The following is a 17571-nucleotide window of genomic DNA, read 5'->3' on the forward strand; positions in this document are numbered from 1 at the left end:
GATGCCTCCCATGTCGAACACCCCCTCCCTGCGCGAGCTCGAGCACCACGGCGCGTTCCTCGAACGCCACATCGGCCCCAACGACGCCGAGATCGCGCACATGCTGCGCGTCGTCGGCCACGACTCGCTGGACGCGATGACCGACGCCATCGTGCCGGCCAGCATCAAGTCCGCGCAGCCGCTGGCCCTGCCCGCCCCGATCAACGAGGAAGAAGCGCTGGCGAAGATCCGCGCCGTCGCCGCGCGCAACCAGGTCTTCCGCAGCTTCATAGGCCAGGGCTACTACGGCACCCATACGCCGAAGGTCATCCTGCGCAACATCCTGGAAAACCCGGCCTGGTACACGGCCTACACGCCCTACCAGGCGGAGATCTCGCAGGGCCGCATGGAAGCGCTGATCAACTTCCAGACCATGGTCGCCGACCTGACCGGCATGGAGATCGCCAACGCCTCGCTGCTGGACGAGGGCACCGCCGCCGCCGAGGCGATGACGCTGGCCAAGCGCTCGGCCAGGTCGAAGTCCAGCACCTTCCTGGTGGCCGGCGACACCCATCCGCAGACCCTGGAAGTGCTGGCCACCCGCGCCGAACCGCTGGGCATCACCGTCGATGTGGTGCGCTCCACCGAGGCCTTCCACCAGAAGCTCGCCGCCGGCGACTACTTCGGCGTGCTGGTGCAGTACCCCGCCTCCAGCGGCTGGGTCGAGGAATGGTCGAAGGATGCCCAGACCGTCCACGCGCACAACGCGCTGTTCGTCGTCGCCACCGACCTGCTGGCGCTGACCCTGCTGAAGCCACCGGGCGAGATGGGCGCCGACATCGTGATCGGCAATTCGCAGCGCTTCGGCGTGCCGTTCGGTTTCGGCGGCCCGCACGCGGCCTTCATGGCCTGCCGCGACGCCTACAAGCGCAGCATGCCCGGCCGCCTGATCGGCGTGTCGGTCGATGCCGAAGGCAAGGCCGCCTACCGCCTGACGCTGCAGACGCGCGAACAGCACATCCGCCGCGAGAAGGCCACCTCCAACATCTGCACCGCGCAGGTGCTGCTGGCGGTGATGGCCAGCATGTACGCCGTCTACCACGGCCCCGACGGGCTGAAGCGCATCGCCGGCCGCGTCGCCCGCCTGACCGCCATCCTGGCCGAGGGCCTGCGCACGCTGGGCTACCCCGCCGTGCATGCCAGCGCGTTCGACACCCTGTGCATCGAGCCGGGCGAAGCGCGCCAGGCCATCCTGGCCCGCGCCCACGCCGCCCGCCTCAACCTGCGCGTGCGCGGCAACGGCTCGCTGTGCATCTCGCTGGACGAAACCACCACCCGCGCCGACATCGAAACGCTGTGGGGCGTGTTCGCCGGTGAAGGCGCCACGCTGCCGTCGGTCGACGCGCTGGACGCCAGCGCGCCGTCGCTGATCCCGCAGGCCCTGCGCCGCACCAGCGGCTTCCTGACCCACCCGGTGTTCAATACGCACCACAGCGAGCACGAACTGCTGCGCTACATGCGCGCGCTGGCCGACAAGGACCTGGCGATGGATCGCACCATGATCCCGCTGGGCAGCTGCACCATGAAGCTCAACGCCACCGCCGAGATGATCCCGGTGACGTGGCCGGAGTTCGGCAACCTGCATCCGCTGGCGCCGGCCGACCAGGCCCAGGGTTACCGGCAGCTCATCGACGAGCTGGAAGCCATGCTGGTGGAGTGCACCGGCTACGACGCGGTCAGCCTGCAGCCCAACTCCGGCGCGCAGGGCGAATACGCCGGCCTGCTGGCGATCCGTGCCTACCATCGTGCGCGCGGCGAAGGCCACCGCGACATCTGCCTGATCCCCGAATCCGCGCACGGCACCAACCCGGCCAGCGCGCAGATGTGCGGCATGACCGTGGTGGTCACCAAGTGCGATGCCAACGGCAACGTCGATGTCGAGGATATCCGCCGCGCCGCCGAGAAGTACAGCGAGCGCCTGGCCGCGATCATGATCACCTACCCGTCCACGCACGGCGTGTTCGAGGAAGACGTGGTGGCCATCTGCGACATCGTCCACCAGCACGGCGGCCAGGTGTACACCGACGGCGCCAACATGAACGCGCTGGTCGGCGTGGCCAAGCCGGGCAAGTGGGGCTCGGACGTCTCCCACCTCAACCTGCACAAGACCTTCTGCATCCCGCACGGCGGCGGCGGCCCCGGCGTGGGTCCGTGCGCGGTGAAGGCGCACCTGGCCCCGTACCTGCCCAAGACCTTCGGTGGCGAGGGCGGCGTGGGCATGGTCAGCGCCGCCAGCTTCGGCAGCGCCAGCATCCTGCCGATCAGCTGGATGTACATCACCCTGATGGGCGCCAGCGGCCTGCGCCGGGCCACCCAGGTGGCGCTGCTCAATGCCAACTACATCGCCAAGCGGCTGGAACCGCACTACGAGACGCTCTACACCGGCCGCAACGGGCTGGTGGCGCACGAGTGCATCCTCGACCTGCGCCCGCTCAAGGACCGTACCGGCATCAGCGCCGAGGACGTGGCCAAGCGCCTGATCGACTTCGGCTTCCATGCGCCCACGCTGAGCTTCCCGGTGGCCGGCACGCTGATGGTCGAGCCGACCGAAAGCGAATCGCTGCACGAGCTGGACCGCTTCATCGACGCCATGATCGAGATCCGCGAGGAGATCCGCGCGGTCGAGGACGGCCGCCTGGACCGCGAGGACAACCCGCTGAAGAACGCGCCGCACACCGCCACGATGGTGATGGCCAGCGAGTGGACCCACGCCTACCCGCGCGAGCTGGCCGCTTTCCCGCTGGCCACGCTGAAGCTGCAGAAGTACTGGCCGCCGGTCGCGCGCGTGGACAACGTCTACGGCGACAAGAACGTCATGTGCGCCTGCATCCCGGTGGATGCGTACAAGGACGAAGTGGACGCCTGAGTGCGGCACCACGCATGACGAAGAAGCCCCGCCGATGCGGGGCTTCTTTCAGCGCAACGCGGCCAATGCCACCGCATCCGCGCCGGCGGGGAAACGCAGCTGTCCGCCGGCTTCGTGGACCGCATCCCAGACCGCCTGCGCGACATCGGTTTCCAGGGTGAAGGCGCTGGCATCGGCGAACCCGGCGAACACCTGCTGCGCATAGCGCGCATACGCCTCGGGCACCAGGCCGCGCATGCGCTGCTCGCCATTGGCCGCGAACCGCGTGGTCGGCGCGTAGCCGGGCTCGACCAGGCGCACCGCCACGCCGAAGGCGCCCAGCTCGTGCGCAAGCGAGGCCGTGAACCCTTCGACCGCCGCCTTGCTGGCGGTGTACGCCGCCACCAGCGGCATCGGCGCCAGCGTCGCGCTGGAGGTGACGTTGACCACGGTACCGGCGCGGCGTGCGCGGAACTGCGGGATCACCGCCTGCGTCATCGCCATCGTGCCGAAGGTGTTGGTGTCGAAGATCTCGCGCACCGTCGCCATCGGGGTGGCCTCGAACGCGCCGAACAGGCCAAGCCCGGCGTTGTTGACCAGCACGTCCAACGGACCGGCGGCATCGAGCGCGGCGGCGATGCTGTCCGGGCGGGTCACGTCCAGCGCCAGCACGCTGAGGCGTTCGTCGTTGGGCAGCAGGTCGGCGCGCGGCGTGCGCATCGTGGCGATGACGCGCCAGCCCTGGGCGTGGAAGTGGCGGGCGGTCGCCAGGCCGTAGCCGGAGGAGCAACCGGTGATGAGGACGGTCTTCATGGGCAGGGGTTCAGGGTTGTTGATCGGGAGGCCACGATAGGCGAGCATCACCGGACGCTCCATTGCGATATGTCCATACTTCTTCTCGGATCGTCCGGATGTCCGACCCCCTCTCCGACATCGTCCGCCTGCTCCGGCCGCACGCCGCGTTTTCCAAGGGCATCAGTGCCGCGGGCCGCTGGGCCGTGCGCTATGCCACGTTCGGCGAGCCCAGCTTCTGCATCGTCCAGCAAGGCCGGTGCGTGCTGGCGGTTGACGGCGAGGAGGCGATCACCCTCGAGGCCGGCGATTTCGTGCTGCTGCCGGCCACCCCGGGCTTCCTGCTCTCGGATGGCCAGACCCGCCTGCCCACCCACATCGATCCCGTCCGCGACCCGTTGCCCGACCGCGAGGTCCGCCACGGCCGGCAGGAAGGTCCGCCCGAGGTGCGGCTGCTGGGCGGCTGGTTCCGCTTCGAGACGCAGGAACCCGCGCTGCTCGCCTCGCTGCTGCCCACGCTGGTGCACGTGCGCGGCGTGCCCAGGCTGTCGCAGCTGGTGACCCTGTTGAGCGATGAAGCCGACCACGACCGGCCGGGCCGCGCCGTGGTGCTGTCGCGGCTGGTGGATCTGCTGCTGGTGGAGTCCCTGCGCGCCACGCCGGGTGCGTCCGCGCCGCCCGGCCTGCTGCGCGGGCTGGCCGATGCGCGCCTGGCGCCCTCGCTGCGCGAACTGCATGCACGGCCCGCGCACGCATGGACCGTCGACCAGTTGGCCGCGCGTGCCGCGCTCTCCCGCTCGGCCTACTTCGAACGTTTCAGCCGCGCGCTGGGCGTGGCCCCGATGGCCTATCTGCTCGCGTGGCGGATGGCGCTCGCCCGCGAGCTGCTGCGCGAGGGTCGCGCCAGCGTGGCCGAAGCCGCCCAACACGTGGGCTACCGCTCGGTGAGCACCTTCAGCATGGCCTTCCACCGCCATACCGGCCTGCCCCCGCGGCGCTACGCCCGCCAGCACGATGCCACACCCCGCGATGCGCGGCTGACATCGCCGCCATGAACGACCTCACCGCGCTCGCCCTGGATGGCCTGATCTTCGTCGGTCTGGCCTGGACGGCGTGGCGCGTGTTGCAGCGCTCCATTCGACGCGCACGGCGGCCAGACCGTGTGATCGCGCCTGGTATCCAGCTCATGCGTCCAGGTACGGACGCACCGTCTCCGCCAGCCACGCCATGAACGCCTGCACACGCTGCGGCACGTGGCGGCGGTGCGCATACAGCAGCGTCACCGGCATCGGTTCGGCGGAGTACTGCGGGAGCACTTCCACCAGCAGGCCCTGCTCCACCAGTGCGCGCAGGCCCGCGACCGGCGCCTGGATCAGCCCCAGTCCGGCGATGCAGGCCGCTTCGTACGCATCGGAACTGTTCACCGTCAGCGCGCCTTCCATCGGCACGCTGGCGTAGCCGGCGCCGTCCCAGTATTCCCAGCCGTCGGGCTTGCCGCCGAACTGGCTGGCGTAGTGGATCAGCCGATGCGTGCGCAGGTCCTCCGGCGACCGCGGCACGCCATGCCGCTGCAGGTAGTCCGGGCTGGCGCAGGTCACCACGCGCAGGTGCCCCAACGGCCGCGCGATCAGGCCGGTGTCGGCCAGCGCGCCTACGCGCAGCACGCAGTCGAAGCCTTCGCGCACCACCTCCACGCGACGGTCGGTGCAGCTCAGTTCCAGCGCCAGTTGCGGATGGTCGTGCAGGAACGCCGGCAGACGCGGCAGCACGAAGTGCCGTGCGAAGCGCGCCGGCATGTCCACGCGCAGGCGCCCGCGCAACGCCTGCGGCGAGCGCGCGAACAGGTGCTGCACCTCGTCCATGTCCGCCAGCAGGTCCAGGCTGCGCTCGTAGAAGACCTGCCCGTCCTGGGTCAGGTGCACGCGCCGCGTGGTCCGGTGCAGCAGCTGCGTGCCCAGCCAGGCTTCCAACTGCTGCACGGCGGTGGAGACGCTGGCCTTGGGCAGGCCCAGGCTGTCGGCGGCGCGGGTGAAGCTTGCCATCTCGGCCACCCGGACAAAGGCCTGCATGGCGTCGAGACGATTCACGGCGGCTCCCGCTATTGTTCGTCATCTGCGAACGATCCAATCATTCTAAGCCGATTTATCCCACCAATCCCAGCCAATACAGTGCCTCCACGGTGAATCCACCGCCTTCCCCGACTGGAGACCTGCCATGCCCCCGACCCCTTCCCCCCTCACCCTGATCACCGGCGGCAGCCGCGGCCTGGGCCGCAACATGGCGCTGGCCGTCGCCCGCCAGGGCCACGACGTGCTGATCACCTACCGCAGCCAGCAGGCCGAAGCCGCGGCCGTCGTCGCCGAGGTCGAAGCCCTCGGCCGGCGGGCCGCGGCGCTGCCGCTGGATGTCGCCCGCAGCGGCACCTTCGACGCCTTCGCCGGCGCCGTGCGCGCGCAACTCACGGCGTGGGAGCGCGAGCACTTCGACCATCTGGTCAACAACGCCGGCATGGGCGTGCACGCCGGTTTCGCCGAGACCACGCGCGAACAGTTCGATGCGCTGGTCGAGGTGCACTTCAAGGGACCGTTCTTCCTGAGCCAGACCCTGCTGCCGCTGATCGCCGACGGCGGACGCATCATCAACATCTCCTCCGGCCTGGCCCGCTTCGCCCTGCCCGGTTACGCGGCCTATGCGGCGATGAAGGGCGCGATGGAAGTGCTGACGCGCTACCAGGCCAAGGAGCTGGGTGCGCGCGGCATCGCGGTGAACATCGTCGCGCCCGGCGCCATCGAAACCGACTTCGGCGGCGGCGCCGTGCGCGACAACGCCCCGCTCAACGCCTTCATCGCCTCGCAGACCGCCCTCGGCCGCGTGGGTGTGCCGGACGACATCGGCGGCGTGGTCGCTTCGCTGCTGTCGCCGGCCAACCGCTGGGTCAATGCGCAACGCATCGAGGCATCGGGCGGGATGTTCCTGTAAGCAGTGCGCGCGTCCTTCCCCTCTCCCTGCGCCAGCGGGGAGCGCGCGCCGAAGGCGGGCGAGGGGCGAACGGAACCCGCGCGAACGAAACATCGCCATGGTGTTTCCGCGTTCGGCGCTTGCCCCTCATCCGCCCTCCGGGCACCTTCTCCCCGCCTCGCGGGGAGAAGGCATCGGCAAGCATCAGAACTCCACCTTCACCGACGCCGCACTGCGCTTGGCCTCGCCGTGGTACACCGCCTCGATGTTGTTGCCGTCCGGGTCCAGCACGAACGCGCCGTAGTACCCGGGGTGGTAAGGGCGCAGGCCCGGCGCGCCGTTGTCCTTGCCGCCGTGCGCGAGGGCCACTTCGTGGAAGCGGTCGACCATGGCGCGGTCCTGCGCCTGGAAGGCGATGTGATGGCGCCCGGTGAGCTTGCCGTCCGCCGCTTCGCTGTCGGCGGTGGAGACGAACAGTTCGTCGGCCCAGAAGTAATCGTCGCCTTCGCCCGCCATGGGGATGCCGAGCACATCGAACACCGCGGCGTAGAACGTGCGGCTGGCCTGCAGGTCGCGCACGACCAGCTGGATGTGGTCGATCAGGCGGCCGCGGTGCAGTTCGTGGGTTTCCATGGCAGGAGCTCCGGTGATGGTGGCGGCAGTATCCGCGCGCATTGTGGACAGCGAGTGTCCGCGATGCGCCGTTAACGCGGCTTGGACAGGGCGTGACGAGGACGGTCGGGCCCCGCCGCCTCGGCGACGCGCTACGCTGCGCGCATGGATTCCCTGATCGCCGCCGCCGGACGCGCCCTGACCGCGGGCGACGTACTGGGCGCACTCAAGCACGTGGGATGGCGGGACGACCCGCCCGCACTGGCCCTGCGCGGCATCGCCATGGCCCAGCTCGGCGACTATCCGCGCGCACGCGAGCTGCTGCGCCGGGCCACACGCGGCTTCGGTCCGCGCGAGCCGCTGGCGCGCGCCCGCTGCGTGGTGGCCGAAGCGGAAGTGGCGCTGGCCCTGCGCGACTTCGGCACCGCGCCGCAGCGGCTGGAAGACGCCGCACAGGCGCTGGCAGCGCGCGGCGACCGCGCCAACGCCCGGCACGCGCAGTTGATCGCGCTGCGCCGGCACCTGCTGCTCGGTCGTCTGGATGCCGCGCGCGCGGCCGTGGGTGCGCTCGATCTGACCGACGCCCCCGCCGCGCACCATGCGCTGGCTGCGCTCGCCGCCGCCGAGATCGCGCTGCGCTCGCTGCGCACGCGCGATGCGCGCCTGGCGCTGCAGCGCGCACGGGTCGCCGCCGCGCAGGCGGGCATTTCCGCCCTGTCCGCCGAGATCGCACAGGTCGAAGCCAGCCTGCAACGACCTGCCGCGCGCATCCTGCACGCCGGCCACGAACAGCCGGTGACGCTGGACGAAGTCGAAGCCCTGCTCGCTTCCGGCACGCTGGTGGTCGATGCCGTGCGCCATGCGGTGCGCGATGCCACGGGCATGGCCTCGTTCGCCCGGCGCCCCGTGCTGTTCGCCCTGCTGCGCGCGCTGGCAAGCCACTGGCCCGGCGATGTCGACCGCGACACCCTGATCGCGCGCGTGTTCCGCATACGCCAGCCGGACCAGACGCACCGCGCGCGCCTGCGCGTGGAGATCGGACGCCTGCGCCGCCTGCTCGCGCCGTTCGCCGACCTCACCGCCAGCGCGCACGGATTCCTGCTGTCGCCGCACGGCGCGCGCGGCGTGGTGGTGCTCGCACCGCCTGTCGATGGCGAACAGGGCGCACTGCACGGGCTGCTGGCCGATGGCATGGCCTGGTCCACCTCGGCGCTGGCATTGGCCACCGGCGACAGCCAGCGCTCGGTGCAGCGCGCGCTCGCCGCGATGGAAGCGGCGGGCCAGGTGCGCGCGATCGGCCGCGCCCGCGCGCAGCGGTGGGTCGCGCCACCGCTGGGCGGATTCACGACCATCTTGTTACTCCCCGCCACGTCGCCGGGTGCGTAGATTGGTTCCTGTCCCCTCGCACCCGGAGCCCGCCATGAACGACCGCCAGCCGAACGCCCCCACCGTCAGCCGTGCCGAGATCGCACGCGAATACGGCCCCTTCGAAACCAGCGAAGGCGTGGCCGGTGTCACCTACGACGGCCACCATGTCTGGGCCGCCACCGGTGAGCGCCTGATCGCCGTCGATCCGGACAGCGGCCGGATCGCGCGCAGCCTGTCGCGCCCGGCCGACGCCGGCACCGCCTTCGACGGCACCCACCTCTACCAGCTGGCCGAAGCGCGCATCGACAAGATCGATCCCGCCACCGGCGCCGTGCTGGCCTCGATCCCCGCGCCGGGCCAGGGCTGCGATTCGGGCATGGCCTGGGCCGACGGCAGCCTGTGGGTGGGCCAATACCGCGAACGCCGCATCGTGCAGATCGACCCGGCCACCGGCGCGGTGCTGCGCACGATCGAATCCGACCGTTTCGTCACCGGCGTCAGCTGGGCCGACGGTGAGCTGTGGCATGGCACGTGGGAAGGCGACGACAGCGACCTGCGCCGCATCGACCCGGACGATGGTCGCGTGCTCGAACGGCTGGAACTGCCGGCGGGCGTGCACGTCAGCGGCCTGGAATCCGACGGCGGCGACCTGTTCTATTGCGGCGGCGGCCGCAGCGGTCTGCTGCGCGCCGTGCGCCGTCCCGCGCGCGCGGCCTGATCGCCCGCCGCTTCGCGCGTCATCCGAATCCTTGCATTCCGGTGCCCGACGGCATCGGCACGGGCGACGCATGCCTGCGTTCGCCCCATCCCCCCGACCAGGAGCCTGTCATGAACACGCATGCACACCACGCCCCCACCCTCGTTTCCCGCGATGCATGGCGCGCCGCCCGCCTGGCCCTGCTCGCGCGCGAAAAGGAACTCACCCGCCTGCACGACCAGATCGCCCGTGAGCGCCGCGCCCTGCCGTGGGTGCGGGTGGACACGCCCTACACCTTCGACACGCCGCAGGGCACGCGCACGCTGGCGGAGCTGTTCGAGGGCCGCCGCCAGCTGATGGTGCAGCACTTCATGTTCGCGCCCGGCTGGGAGCAGGGCTGCAAGAGCTGCTCCTTCATGGCCGACCACCATGCCGGCGCGCGGGTCCACCTCGCCCAGCGCGACCTCACCCTGGTCGCCGTCTCGCGCGCGCCGCTGGCCGACATCGAAGCCTTCCGCCAACGCATGGGCTGGACCTTCCCGTGGGTGTCCTCGCATGGCACCTCGTTCAACCACGACTTCGGCGTCAACTTCAGCCAGGAGGAGATGTCGCGCGGCGCGGTGGACTACAACTACACGCGGCAGCCGTTCCCGCACGAGGAAGCCCCCGGCATCAGCGTGTTCGTGCGCGACGATGCCGGCCAGGTCTTCCATACCTACTCGCGCTACGGCCGCGGCGTGGAGACGATGATGCACACCTATGCGCTGCTCGACCTGACGCCCTACGGCCGCAACGAAGACGCCCAGGACTACCCGATGGCCTGGGTGCGCCATCACGACCGCTACCACGCGGCAGCGCCCGTCGCGTGCGGCGGATGCTGCGCGAGCACGCCCTGAGGCCAGGCCGTCATGCCGATGCCCGAGGCCTGGTGGCCGTGGCTCGCCGTGATCGGCTCGGGCGCGCTGCATGGCCTGAACCCGGCCAACGGCTGGCTGTTCGCCGCGGCCCGGGCCACGCACTCCGGCGACGCACGCGACGTGCGGCGCGCCCTGCTGCCGATCGCCCTCGGGCACGCCCTGTCGGTGGTGCTGGTCGTGGTGGTGGTGATGCAGGGCATCAGACTGCCGCAGCAGCACCTGCTTGCCGTGGCGGGCGGCGGCCTGCTGGCCCTGGCGGCATGCAGATTCGTGGCGCATCCGCGCGCCGCCAGGCGCCAGGCCACGCATCGACCGCATGCGGGCCTCGCGGCCTGGTCCTGCCTGATGGGCACCGCACACGGCAGCGGCCTGATGCTGGTGCCGGCGCTGCTGCCGCTGTGCATGACGGATGGACCCGCCCGCGCCATCAGCGCCACCGGATCGCTCGCGTTGATGCTGACCGCCGTCGTCGTGCACCTGCTGGCGATGCTGGCGACCACACAGGTCGTGGCCGCCGGCATCTGCCGTGGCGTGCGCGGCGGCGGCGCGCGCGTCGTGGACGCAGCATGTTCGCTCGCGCTGGCGGCGACCGGCGCGGTGATGATCGCCCTGTCCTGACGCGTCGCCCGCGCGCCGCGCCGATCACCGGGGCAGGCACGCGTGTCACCCAGCCGTCATCCCCAGCGCGTACCTTGCCGCCCTTTCCGACGGGGCGGAACAGGACCTTGGCCGAACACGCGATCCGCGCGCTCACCCGCGTGTTCACCGACCAGGCCCCGGCGCTGCGCGGCTTCTTCGCCCGCCGCGGCGCCAACGACGAAGCCGAGGACCTGGTGCAGGAAACCTACCTGCGCCTGCTGCGCGCGCACCAGGGCCAGGGCGAACGCATCGCCAATCCCGAGGCGTACCTGTTCACCGTCGCACTCAACCTGGCGCGCGAACAGGCCGCGCGGCGGCAGCGCACCCCCGTGCCGATGGAGGACGTGGAGCAGCTGGCCGCGCTGGTCACCCATGCCGACGGCGTGGAAGACGCCACCGAGCGCGCGCAGCGCCGCCAGCACATGCAGGCCCTGCTGGCGAGCCTGCCGGCCCGCACCCGCGCCGTGCTCGTCATGCAGTACCGCGACGGCCTGACCTACCGGCAGATCGGCGAACGCCTGGGCGTGTCGCCGCACATGGTGAAGAAACACGTGGTGCGTGGCCTGGCCGTCTGCCGGCGCGCGATGGGGGCGGCGTGATGGCCTCGCCGATGTTCCCGCCCGGCGCCGCCGCCAGCGCCACCCGCGAAGCCGCGTACTGGCACGTGCTGCAACGCGAAGGCGCGCTGGGGCCCGCCGACCAGCAGCGCTTCATGGACTGGCTGGTGGCCTCGCCCGTGCACCTGCGCGAATACCTGGCCATCGCCCGCGTCGCCGCCGAGATCGGCGACGCCGTGCGCGGACTGCCGCCAGAACCCGCCGGCAGCGAGCCACGCGACAACATCGTCGCGCTGCCGCTGCGCGCCACCGCCACGCGTACGCCGCCGCGACGGCTGCCGCGCATCGCCGCCGCCGCGGCCGTGCTGCTGGGCATCGGCGCCGGCGTGCATGCCGCGCTGCCCGTCACGCGCCAGTACACCGCCGCGCATGGTGCGCCACGGGTGGTCACGCTGGACGATGGCACGGTGATGCACCTCAATGCCGAGAGCCACGCCACCGCGACCGTCGGCCTGCTGCGCCGCCGCGTCGAACTGGCGCGCGGCCAGGCCAGTTTCATCGTCGCCGACGACCGCCGCCCGTTCACCGTGCAGGCCGCCGGCCTGGAAGTGCGCGACATCGGCACCACCTTCGACGTGTCGCTGCAGCGCGACCAGGCGCGCTTCGGGGTGGCCGAGGGGCGCATCCACGTGATCGACCGCGGCGGCAGCGGCCGGCTGCTGGCCGACCTGAGGGCCGGACAATCCGCGCGCGTGGCCCATGCCAGCGGCCAGGTGAGTGTGGTGCGCGAAGATGTCGCCGCCATGACGGCATGGTGGCAGCGGCGCGTCGTGTTCCGCGACGAACCCCTGCGCGAGATCGCCGACCGCTTCAACCGCATGAACACCGTGCGCCTGCGCGTGGACGACCTCCAAGCCGGCGCGCTGCGCCTGACCGGCAACCTGCGCGCGGACGACGTGGCCTCGCTGCGCGCGTTCCTGGCCGAGCAACCCGCGCTCGCGGTGAGCGCCGACGCGCGCGAAATCCGCGTGCGCTCGCGCAGCGCGCCCGTGCACGGGGCGCGCTGAATCCGCCGCTGTAAGAAAAAATTCACGGTGAAAGCGGTGCCCGACCCGCTTCGTCCGGACTCGTAGCTGGGGTGAGCGCGTGCGGCAAGCGCGCCACCACCCCACACACCACCCGGATTCCACGATGCGCCGACTCCTCGCTCTTTCCATCGCCCTCGCCCTGCACGCCACCACCGGCACGGTGGCCGCCCAGCAGGCGAACGTCGCCACCGACGCCATCCCGGCGCAGTCGCTCGACACCGCGCTCAACGCGCTCTCGCGCCAGACCGGCCTGCAGTTCGTCTACACCGCGCAGGCAGGCAATCCACGCACGCGCGCCGTGCCCGCCGGCCTGTCTTCCGAGCAGGCCCTGGCGCAGCTGTTGCAGGGCACCGGCCTGCGTTACCGCTACCTCAACGCCAGCACCGTCACCCTGGAAGCCGCCACGCCCGCATCGCCGGCCCCGTCGTCCGCGCCGGCGCCAGCGCCGGCCGCCGCGGCGCCCGTGTCGCAGCCGCACGCGCAGGCGGTGGATGCGCAGGAACTGGAAAGCGTCACCGTGGTGGGCAGCTACAGCCGCAGCCTGGAACAGGCGGTGGACATCAAGCGCTACAACATCGGCTTCTCCGATTCCATCGTCGCCACCGACGTGGCCGACTTTCCCGAGCAGAACCTGGCCGAAGCGCTGCAGCGCATGCCCGGCGTGACCATCGAGCGCAGCAAGGGCATGGGCAGCAAGGTCAACGTGCGCGGCCTGCCCTCCGAGTACACCCACGTTTCCATCAACGACCTGGCCACCGCCTCCGGCAGCGGCGGGCGCGATGTCGAGTTCGACCTGTTCGCCTCGGAGATCATCCAGCAGGTGACGGTGCAGAAGTCGCCGACCGCCGCCGACGAGGAAGGCGGCATCGCCGGCTCGGTGCGGATCTCCACCGCGCGACCGTTCGACTACAGCGGCCGCATGCTGGTGGCCTCGGCCGAGGGCGCCTACAACTCCATCTCGGAAGAGACCGATCCCAAGTTCGCCTTCCTGGCCAGCGACACCTGGGGCGACTGGGGCGCGCTGGTGTCGTTCGCGCATGCCGAGCGCACCAACCGCACCGATTCCACGTCCGGCATCAATTTCCGCCCGATGTCGCGCTTCCTGGGCGCGTCCGGCACGCGCGGATCGCAGGCCGAAGCGGTGATCGAGCGCGATACCGGCTGGACGATCGACGACCGCACCGACACCGCCGAGAGCAATCTGATCGTGTTCCAGGACAAGGTGGGCGACCGCGTCTACCTCAACGACCAGGACAAATGGGGCGCCACCGCCTCGCTGCAGTACAAGCCCGGCAACACCTTCAGCCTGACCTTCGACGCCATGCTGGGCGGTTACGACACCACCGAGGACGAGTACGACGCGGCCGCCTATTCGGCCTCCAGCCGCAGCACGCTGGAAACCATCCACGGGTACGACGACACCACCCTGTCCGAGTACGGCATGCTGGTGCTGCGCGACGTGTCCTACACCGCCACCCAGCACGAGTTCCTCAGCAAGGAACGCATCAACCAGACCGACTACGGCCAGTACAGCCTGGCGCTGGACTGGAAGAACGATGCCTGGACCGTGGCGGCCATGGCCGGCTATTCCGGCGCCGAGAAGACCCTGGATTATTCCAACCTCAAGCACGTGGCCTACGCGCCCTCGCGCACGCGCTGGACCGGCCGCAGCGGCGAGACCATTCCCAGCGCCAGCTCCGCCGGCTTCGACATGTACAACTCCCCCTCGCGCTACCTGTTCGAGGCCTACGAGACCACGCTGGAGAAGATCGACGACGACAAGTACGCCGCCAAGCTGGACGTGACGCGCACGCTACAGCTGCCGTTCCTGCCCGCGTTGCGCAGCGTGCAGTTCGGCGGCCGCTACACCGACCGCAGCAAGGAACGCCGCTACGGCGAGCTGAAGATCACCGGCCCCGGCCCCGGCGACACCTCCTGGGTCAACACCCGCACCCTGGCCGACAGTCCGCTGCAGTGGATCGGCGACATCGTGCCCGGCGGCGCCTACAGCGTGAAGGACCTGGACTGGCAGCAGGTGTCCAACGACTTCGCCCGCGGCTACTTCCGCTACCCCGGTTTCTCCACCCCGTTCGACGACGCCCAGTACTACCGCGTGGACGAAGAGGTCGCCGCCCTGTACGCGATGGCCAACCTGGACTTCACCGTGGGCCGCGTGCCGGTGACGGTGAACGCCGGTGCGCGCTACGTGGACACCCAGGTGGTTTCCTTCGGCTACCACCCGGTGCAGAACCCGGACGGCAGCACCGGCTATACCGACACGCCGGTGTCCAAGGACGGCGGCTACACCGACGTGCTGCCCAGCTTCAACCTGAGCGCCGAACTGGCCGATGGCCTGCTGCTGCGCGCCGCCGGCTCGGAGACGCTGATCCGCCCGTCGCTGACCGACGTGGCCTACAAGCGCACCGCCAGCTGGAGTTCGTTCCGCTTCACCGACGGCAACCCGGACCTGAAGCCCACCTATGCCAAGCAGTGGGAGGTCGGCCTGGAGAAGTACCTGGACAACGGCGGCCTGCTGGCGGCGTCGTACTTCCGCAAGCGCATCGACGGCGTGGTGGTGAGCGCGCTGACCGGCGTGGTGGAGGACGTGGCCGTCTACAACGCCAACGGCACGCTCAACGGCTACTACGACTTCGATGTGTACCAGCCGGTGAACGCCAAGGGCTCGTACGACGTGGACGGCATCGAACTGGTCGCCAACCTGCCGCTGTCCGCGCTGCATGCGTCCCTGGACGGCTTCGGCATCAATGCCAACTACACCATGCTGGACAGCTCGCTGGCCGGCGAATCCAGCCTGGGCATCCGTACGCCCATGCCGGGCCTGGCCGAGAAGAGCTGGAACTTCACCGCCTACTACGAGAACGCGCGCTTCGACGCCCGCGTGTCGTACAACCACAAGGACGAGTACGTGGAATCGATCGGCTACAACATGTACCCGATCTGGCGCGACGCGTACGGCCAGCTGGACGTCTCGATCGGCTACCGCATCAGCGACCACCTGAAGCTCAGCCTGAAGGGCATCAACATGACGGACGAGGAGACCAGCGGCTACACCATGGATCCGTCGTTCCCGACCATGTACGAGAAATCCGGCCGCCGCATCAGCCTGGGCCTGCGCGCGGACTTCTGAGCCACGGCGCGCCGCCGGCCTCCGCCCGCGGCGCGCTCCTTCTTCCTGCGCTGCCGCCGCCTGCCGCGGCGGCAGCGTGCCTTGCGAGATACTTCCATGCGTTCCCTCCTTCTGCCGGCGCTGTCCGCCCTCCTGCTGTGCGCCTGCGCCACCGGTCCCCATGCCGGCCGGAGCTGGCAGGCCGGCGACCACCACGTGCACAGCGAGTGGAGCGTGGACTGGGACCGCAGCACCTCACCGCCCACGCCCATCCGCGGCGGCGATTCGCCCTACACCCGCAGCCGCAACGCGCGGCAGGCGCTGGCGTTCGGCCTCAGCTGGATGGTGCACACCGACCACGGCGGGCCCGGCCATTCGGCCGTGACCGGCGACCATGCCTGGCCCGCACTGCAGCAGGCACGCCGCGACGTGCCCGCGCTGATCCAGTTCAACGGCATGGAATTCGACGTACCCGCTGCCGAACATGCCTCGCTGATCATCGCCCCGGGCCCGCATGAGCGCGACGAACTGGTCGAGATCGAGCGCCGCTTCAGCCGCAACGAGCCGGTGGACGGTGTGCAGCGCGACGACGCGCAGACCATGCTCGATGCATTGGCGCACATGCGCGCCCTGCCCGCACCGCCACTGGTGTTCGTCAACCACCCCTCGCGCACCGCCACCGGCGTGGGCCGGTGGGGCGACGTGGACCCGGCCGAACTGCGCGCCTGGCACGACGCCGCACCGCGCGTGCTGGTGGGCATGGAAGGCGCGCCCGGCCACCAGGCGATCCGCAGCGAGCGCGGCCTGTACCGCAACAGCGCTGCGCCGACGTTCGGCGGTTTCGACCAGATGACCACGCAGGTGGGCGGCGTGTGGGATGCGCTGCTGGCCGAAGGGCGCCGCTTCTGGATCACCGCCACCTCCGACTCGCACCACAACCTGCGCGATGGCGGACGCGACTACGATCCTGGCGAATACAGCAAGACCTACGTGTGGGCACGGCGCGAGGCCGGCGACATCCTCCAGGGCCTGCGCGAGGGCCGCATGTTCGCCGTCACCGGCGACCTGATCGACGCGCTGGAACTGACCGTGCGCGGCGCCGACGGGCGCGCGCCCGCAGCCACCCTGGGCCAGACACTGCGCGTGCCCGCCGGCGCCCCCATGCGGATCGAACTGCGGGTGCGGCAGCCTTCCACCCCCAACCACCACGGCCAACACCCGGCCCTGGAACAGATGACGCTGATCGTCGGATCGCCCGGCCCCGACGGTTCCCCGGTGATGCAGACGTACCAGGTCAACGCCGACGCCTGGCGCAGCGAAGGCGCCTGGCGCATCGCCACATGGACGTTGCCGGTGCCCGCGCAGGGCGCCTTCGTGCGCGCACGCGGCAGCAACACGCACGAAGCCACGCCGCAGGCCGACGTGCCGGGCGAAGACCCGTGGCAGGACCTGTGGTTCCATTCCAATCCGGTCTTCGTGGAGGCCGAGCGCGCCGGTGATGCGTCGCGGTGATGCCACACGCGACGAGACAGCACCGATTCACGGCCGCATGTGACCGACCCCCCAGTTTTCCGCGCGTGGGCAGCGGGCGTTGACACGGCCTTTGCGAACGCCCCGCCACACTGCACGCGTGGTCGGGGCCGCAGCAGCGGCCATCCGGATCCAGGTGAACAGCCACGGCGACCACATGGGTACCGTTGTGCGAAGCCCTAGCTTCGTCCAGCTTGGCTGCAAGTGCGTCCCCGTCGAGGATCGCTGGCGCGGTACCCTCTTTCTTTGCGACGAATCGCTGCCCCCCGGTAACGCCCTGTCCCCACGCGGGGAGAGGGAGGCAGATCGACAGCGAACGCGCCTTCTCCCGCCGGGCGGGGAGAAGGTGGCCGAAGCGCCTGCCCCGTACCTGATACGGGGCCGGATGAGGGGCGAGCGCGA

14 protein-coding genes are annotated in these 17571 nt (G+C 70.7%); 11 read left to right on the plus strand and 3 right to left on the minus strand.

What is annotated here, in order from left to right:
• Position 1: 1 nt before the first annotated feature.
• Positions 2 to 2905, plus strand: a complete 2904-nt coding sequence (gene gcvP / locus MUU77_RS12485; protein WP_245087345.1) for an aminomethyl-transferring glycine dehydrogenase — start codon at positions 2 to 4, stop codon at positions 2903 to 2905.
• Positions 2906 to 2953: 48 nt separating this feature from the next.
• Here the strand turns inward: gcvP and MUU77_RS12490 are convergent, their stop codons facing one another.
• The gene (locus MUU77_RS12490; RefSeq protein WP_245087348.1) at positions 2954 to 3697 is read right to left on the minus strand and encodes an SDR family oxidoreductase; all 744 of its coding nucleotides are present in this window, start codon (positions 3695 to 3697) and stop codon (positions 2954 to 2956) included.
• Positions 3698 to 3795: 98 nt separating this feature from the next.
• Between MUU77_RS12490 and MUU77_RS12495 the strand changes: the two genes are divergently transcribed.
• Positions 3796 to 4731 (plus strand): AraC family transcriptional regulator, encoded by a 936-nt coding sequence (locus MUU77_RS12495; protein ID WP_245087350.1) that lies wholly within the window; start codon positions 3796 to 3798, stop codon positions 4729 to 4731.
• Positions 4732 to 4860: 129 nt separating this feature from the next.
• Here the strand turns inward: MUU77_RS12495 and MUU77_RS12500 are convergent, their stop codons facing one another.
• Complete coding sequence (locus tag MUU77_RS12500) at positions 4861 to 5763, minus strand: LysR family transcriptional regulator (protein ID WP_245087353.1); 903 nt, start codon at positions 5761 to 5763, stop codon at positions 4861 to 4863.
• 127 nt (positions 5764 to 5890) lie between these two features.
• Between MUU77_RS12500 and MUU77_RS12505 the strand changes: the two genes are divergently transcribed.
• Positions 5891 to 6655, plus strand: a complete 765-nt coding sequence (locus MUU77_RS12505; RefSeq protein WP_245087356.1) for an SDR family oxidoreductase — start codon at positions 5891 to 5893, stop codon at positions 6653 to 6655.
• Positions 6656 to 6838: 183 nt separating this feature from the next.
• Here MUU77_RS12505 and MUU77_RS12510 read toward each other — a convergent pair whose 3' ends face one another.
• Positions 6839 to 7267 carry a VOC family protein gene (locus tag MUU77_RS12510; protein WP_245087360.1) on the minus strand — a complete coding sequence of 143 codons (429 nt, stop codon included), beginning with the start codon at positions 7265 to 7267 and terminating at the stop codon, positions 6839 to 6841.
• A 144-nt stretch (positions 7268 to 7411) separates the two neighbouring features.
• On the opposite strand from MUU77_RS12510, the gene MUU77_RS12515 reads away from it, so the two are divergent.
• The 8 genes from MUU77_RS12515 (at position 7412) to MUU77_RS12550 (ending at position 17151) form a co-directional block, all read left to right on the plus strand.
• Entirely contained in the window at positions 7412 to 8632 is a 1221-nt protein-coding gene (locus MUU77_RS12515) for a helix-turn-helix domain-containing protein (RefSeq protein ID WP_245087363.1), read from the plus strand.
• Positions 8633 to 8666: 34 nt separating this feature from the next.
• The gene (locus MUU77_RS12520; RefSeq protein WP_245087366.1) at positions 8667 to 9332 is read left to right on the plus strand and encodes a PQQ-binding-like beta-propeller repeat protein; all 666 of its coding nucleotides are present in this window, start codon (positions 8667 to 8669) and stop codon (positions 9330 to 9332) included.
• A gap of 110 nt (positions 9333 to 9442) precedes the next feature.
• Positions 9443 to 10207 (plus strand): thioredoxin family protein, encoded by a 765-nt coding sequence (locus MUU77_RS12525; protein ID WP_245087369.1) that lies wholly within the window; start codon positions 9443 to 9445, stop codon positions 10205 to 10207.
• Between the two features lie 12 nt (positions 10208 to 10219).
• Positions 10220 to 10846: a hypothetical protein gene (locus tag MUU77_RS12530; RefSeq protein WP_245087372.1), complete on the plus strand. Its 627-nt coding sequence runs from the start codon at positions 10220 to 10222 to the stop codon at positions 10844 to 10846.
• Between the two features lie 107 nt (positions 10847 to 10953).
• Positions 10954 to 11466, plus strand: a complete 513-nt coding sequence (locus MUU77_RS12535) for a sigma-70 family RNA polymerase sigma factor (protein ID WP_245087375.1) — start codon at positions 10954 to 10956, stop codon at positions 11464 to 11466.
• Positions 11466 to 12491, plus strand: a complete 1026-nt coding sequence (locus MUU77_RS12540) for a FecR domain-containing protein (protein WP_245087377.1) — start codon at positions 11466 to 11468, stop codon at positions 12489 to 12491. The genes MUU77_RS12535 and MUU77_RS12540 overlap by 1 nt, the downstream gene beginning before the upstream one ends.
• Positions 12492 to 12615: 124 nt before the next feature.
• Positions 12616 to 15660 (plus strand): TonB-dependent receptor, encoded by a 3045-nt coding sequence (locus MUU77_RS12545; protein ID WP_245087380.1) that lies wholly within the window; start codon positions 12616 to 12618, stop codon positions 15658 to 15660.
• Positions 15661 to 15756: 96 nt separating this feature from the next.
• On the plus strand, positions 15757 to 17151 hold the full coding sequence (locus MUU77_RS12550; protein ID WP_245087383.1) for a hypothetical protein: 1395 nt from the start codon (positions 15757 to 15759) through the stop codon (positions 17149 to 17151).
• Positions 17152 to 17571: the final 420 nt, after the last annotated feature.

This window comes from Pseudoxanthomonas sp. F37, assembly GCF_022965755.1.
GTDB lineage: Bacteria > Pseudomonadota > Gammaproteobacteria > Xanthomonadales > Xanthomonadaceae > Pseudoxanthomonas_A.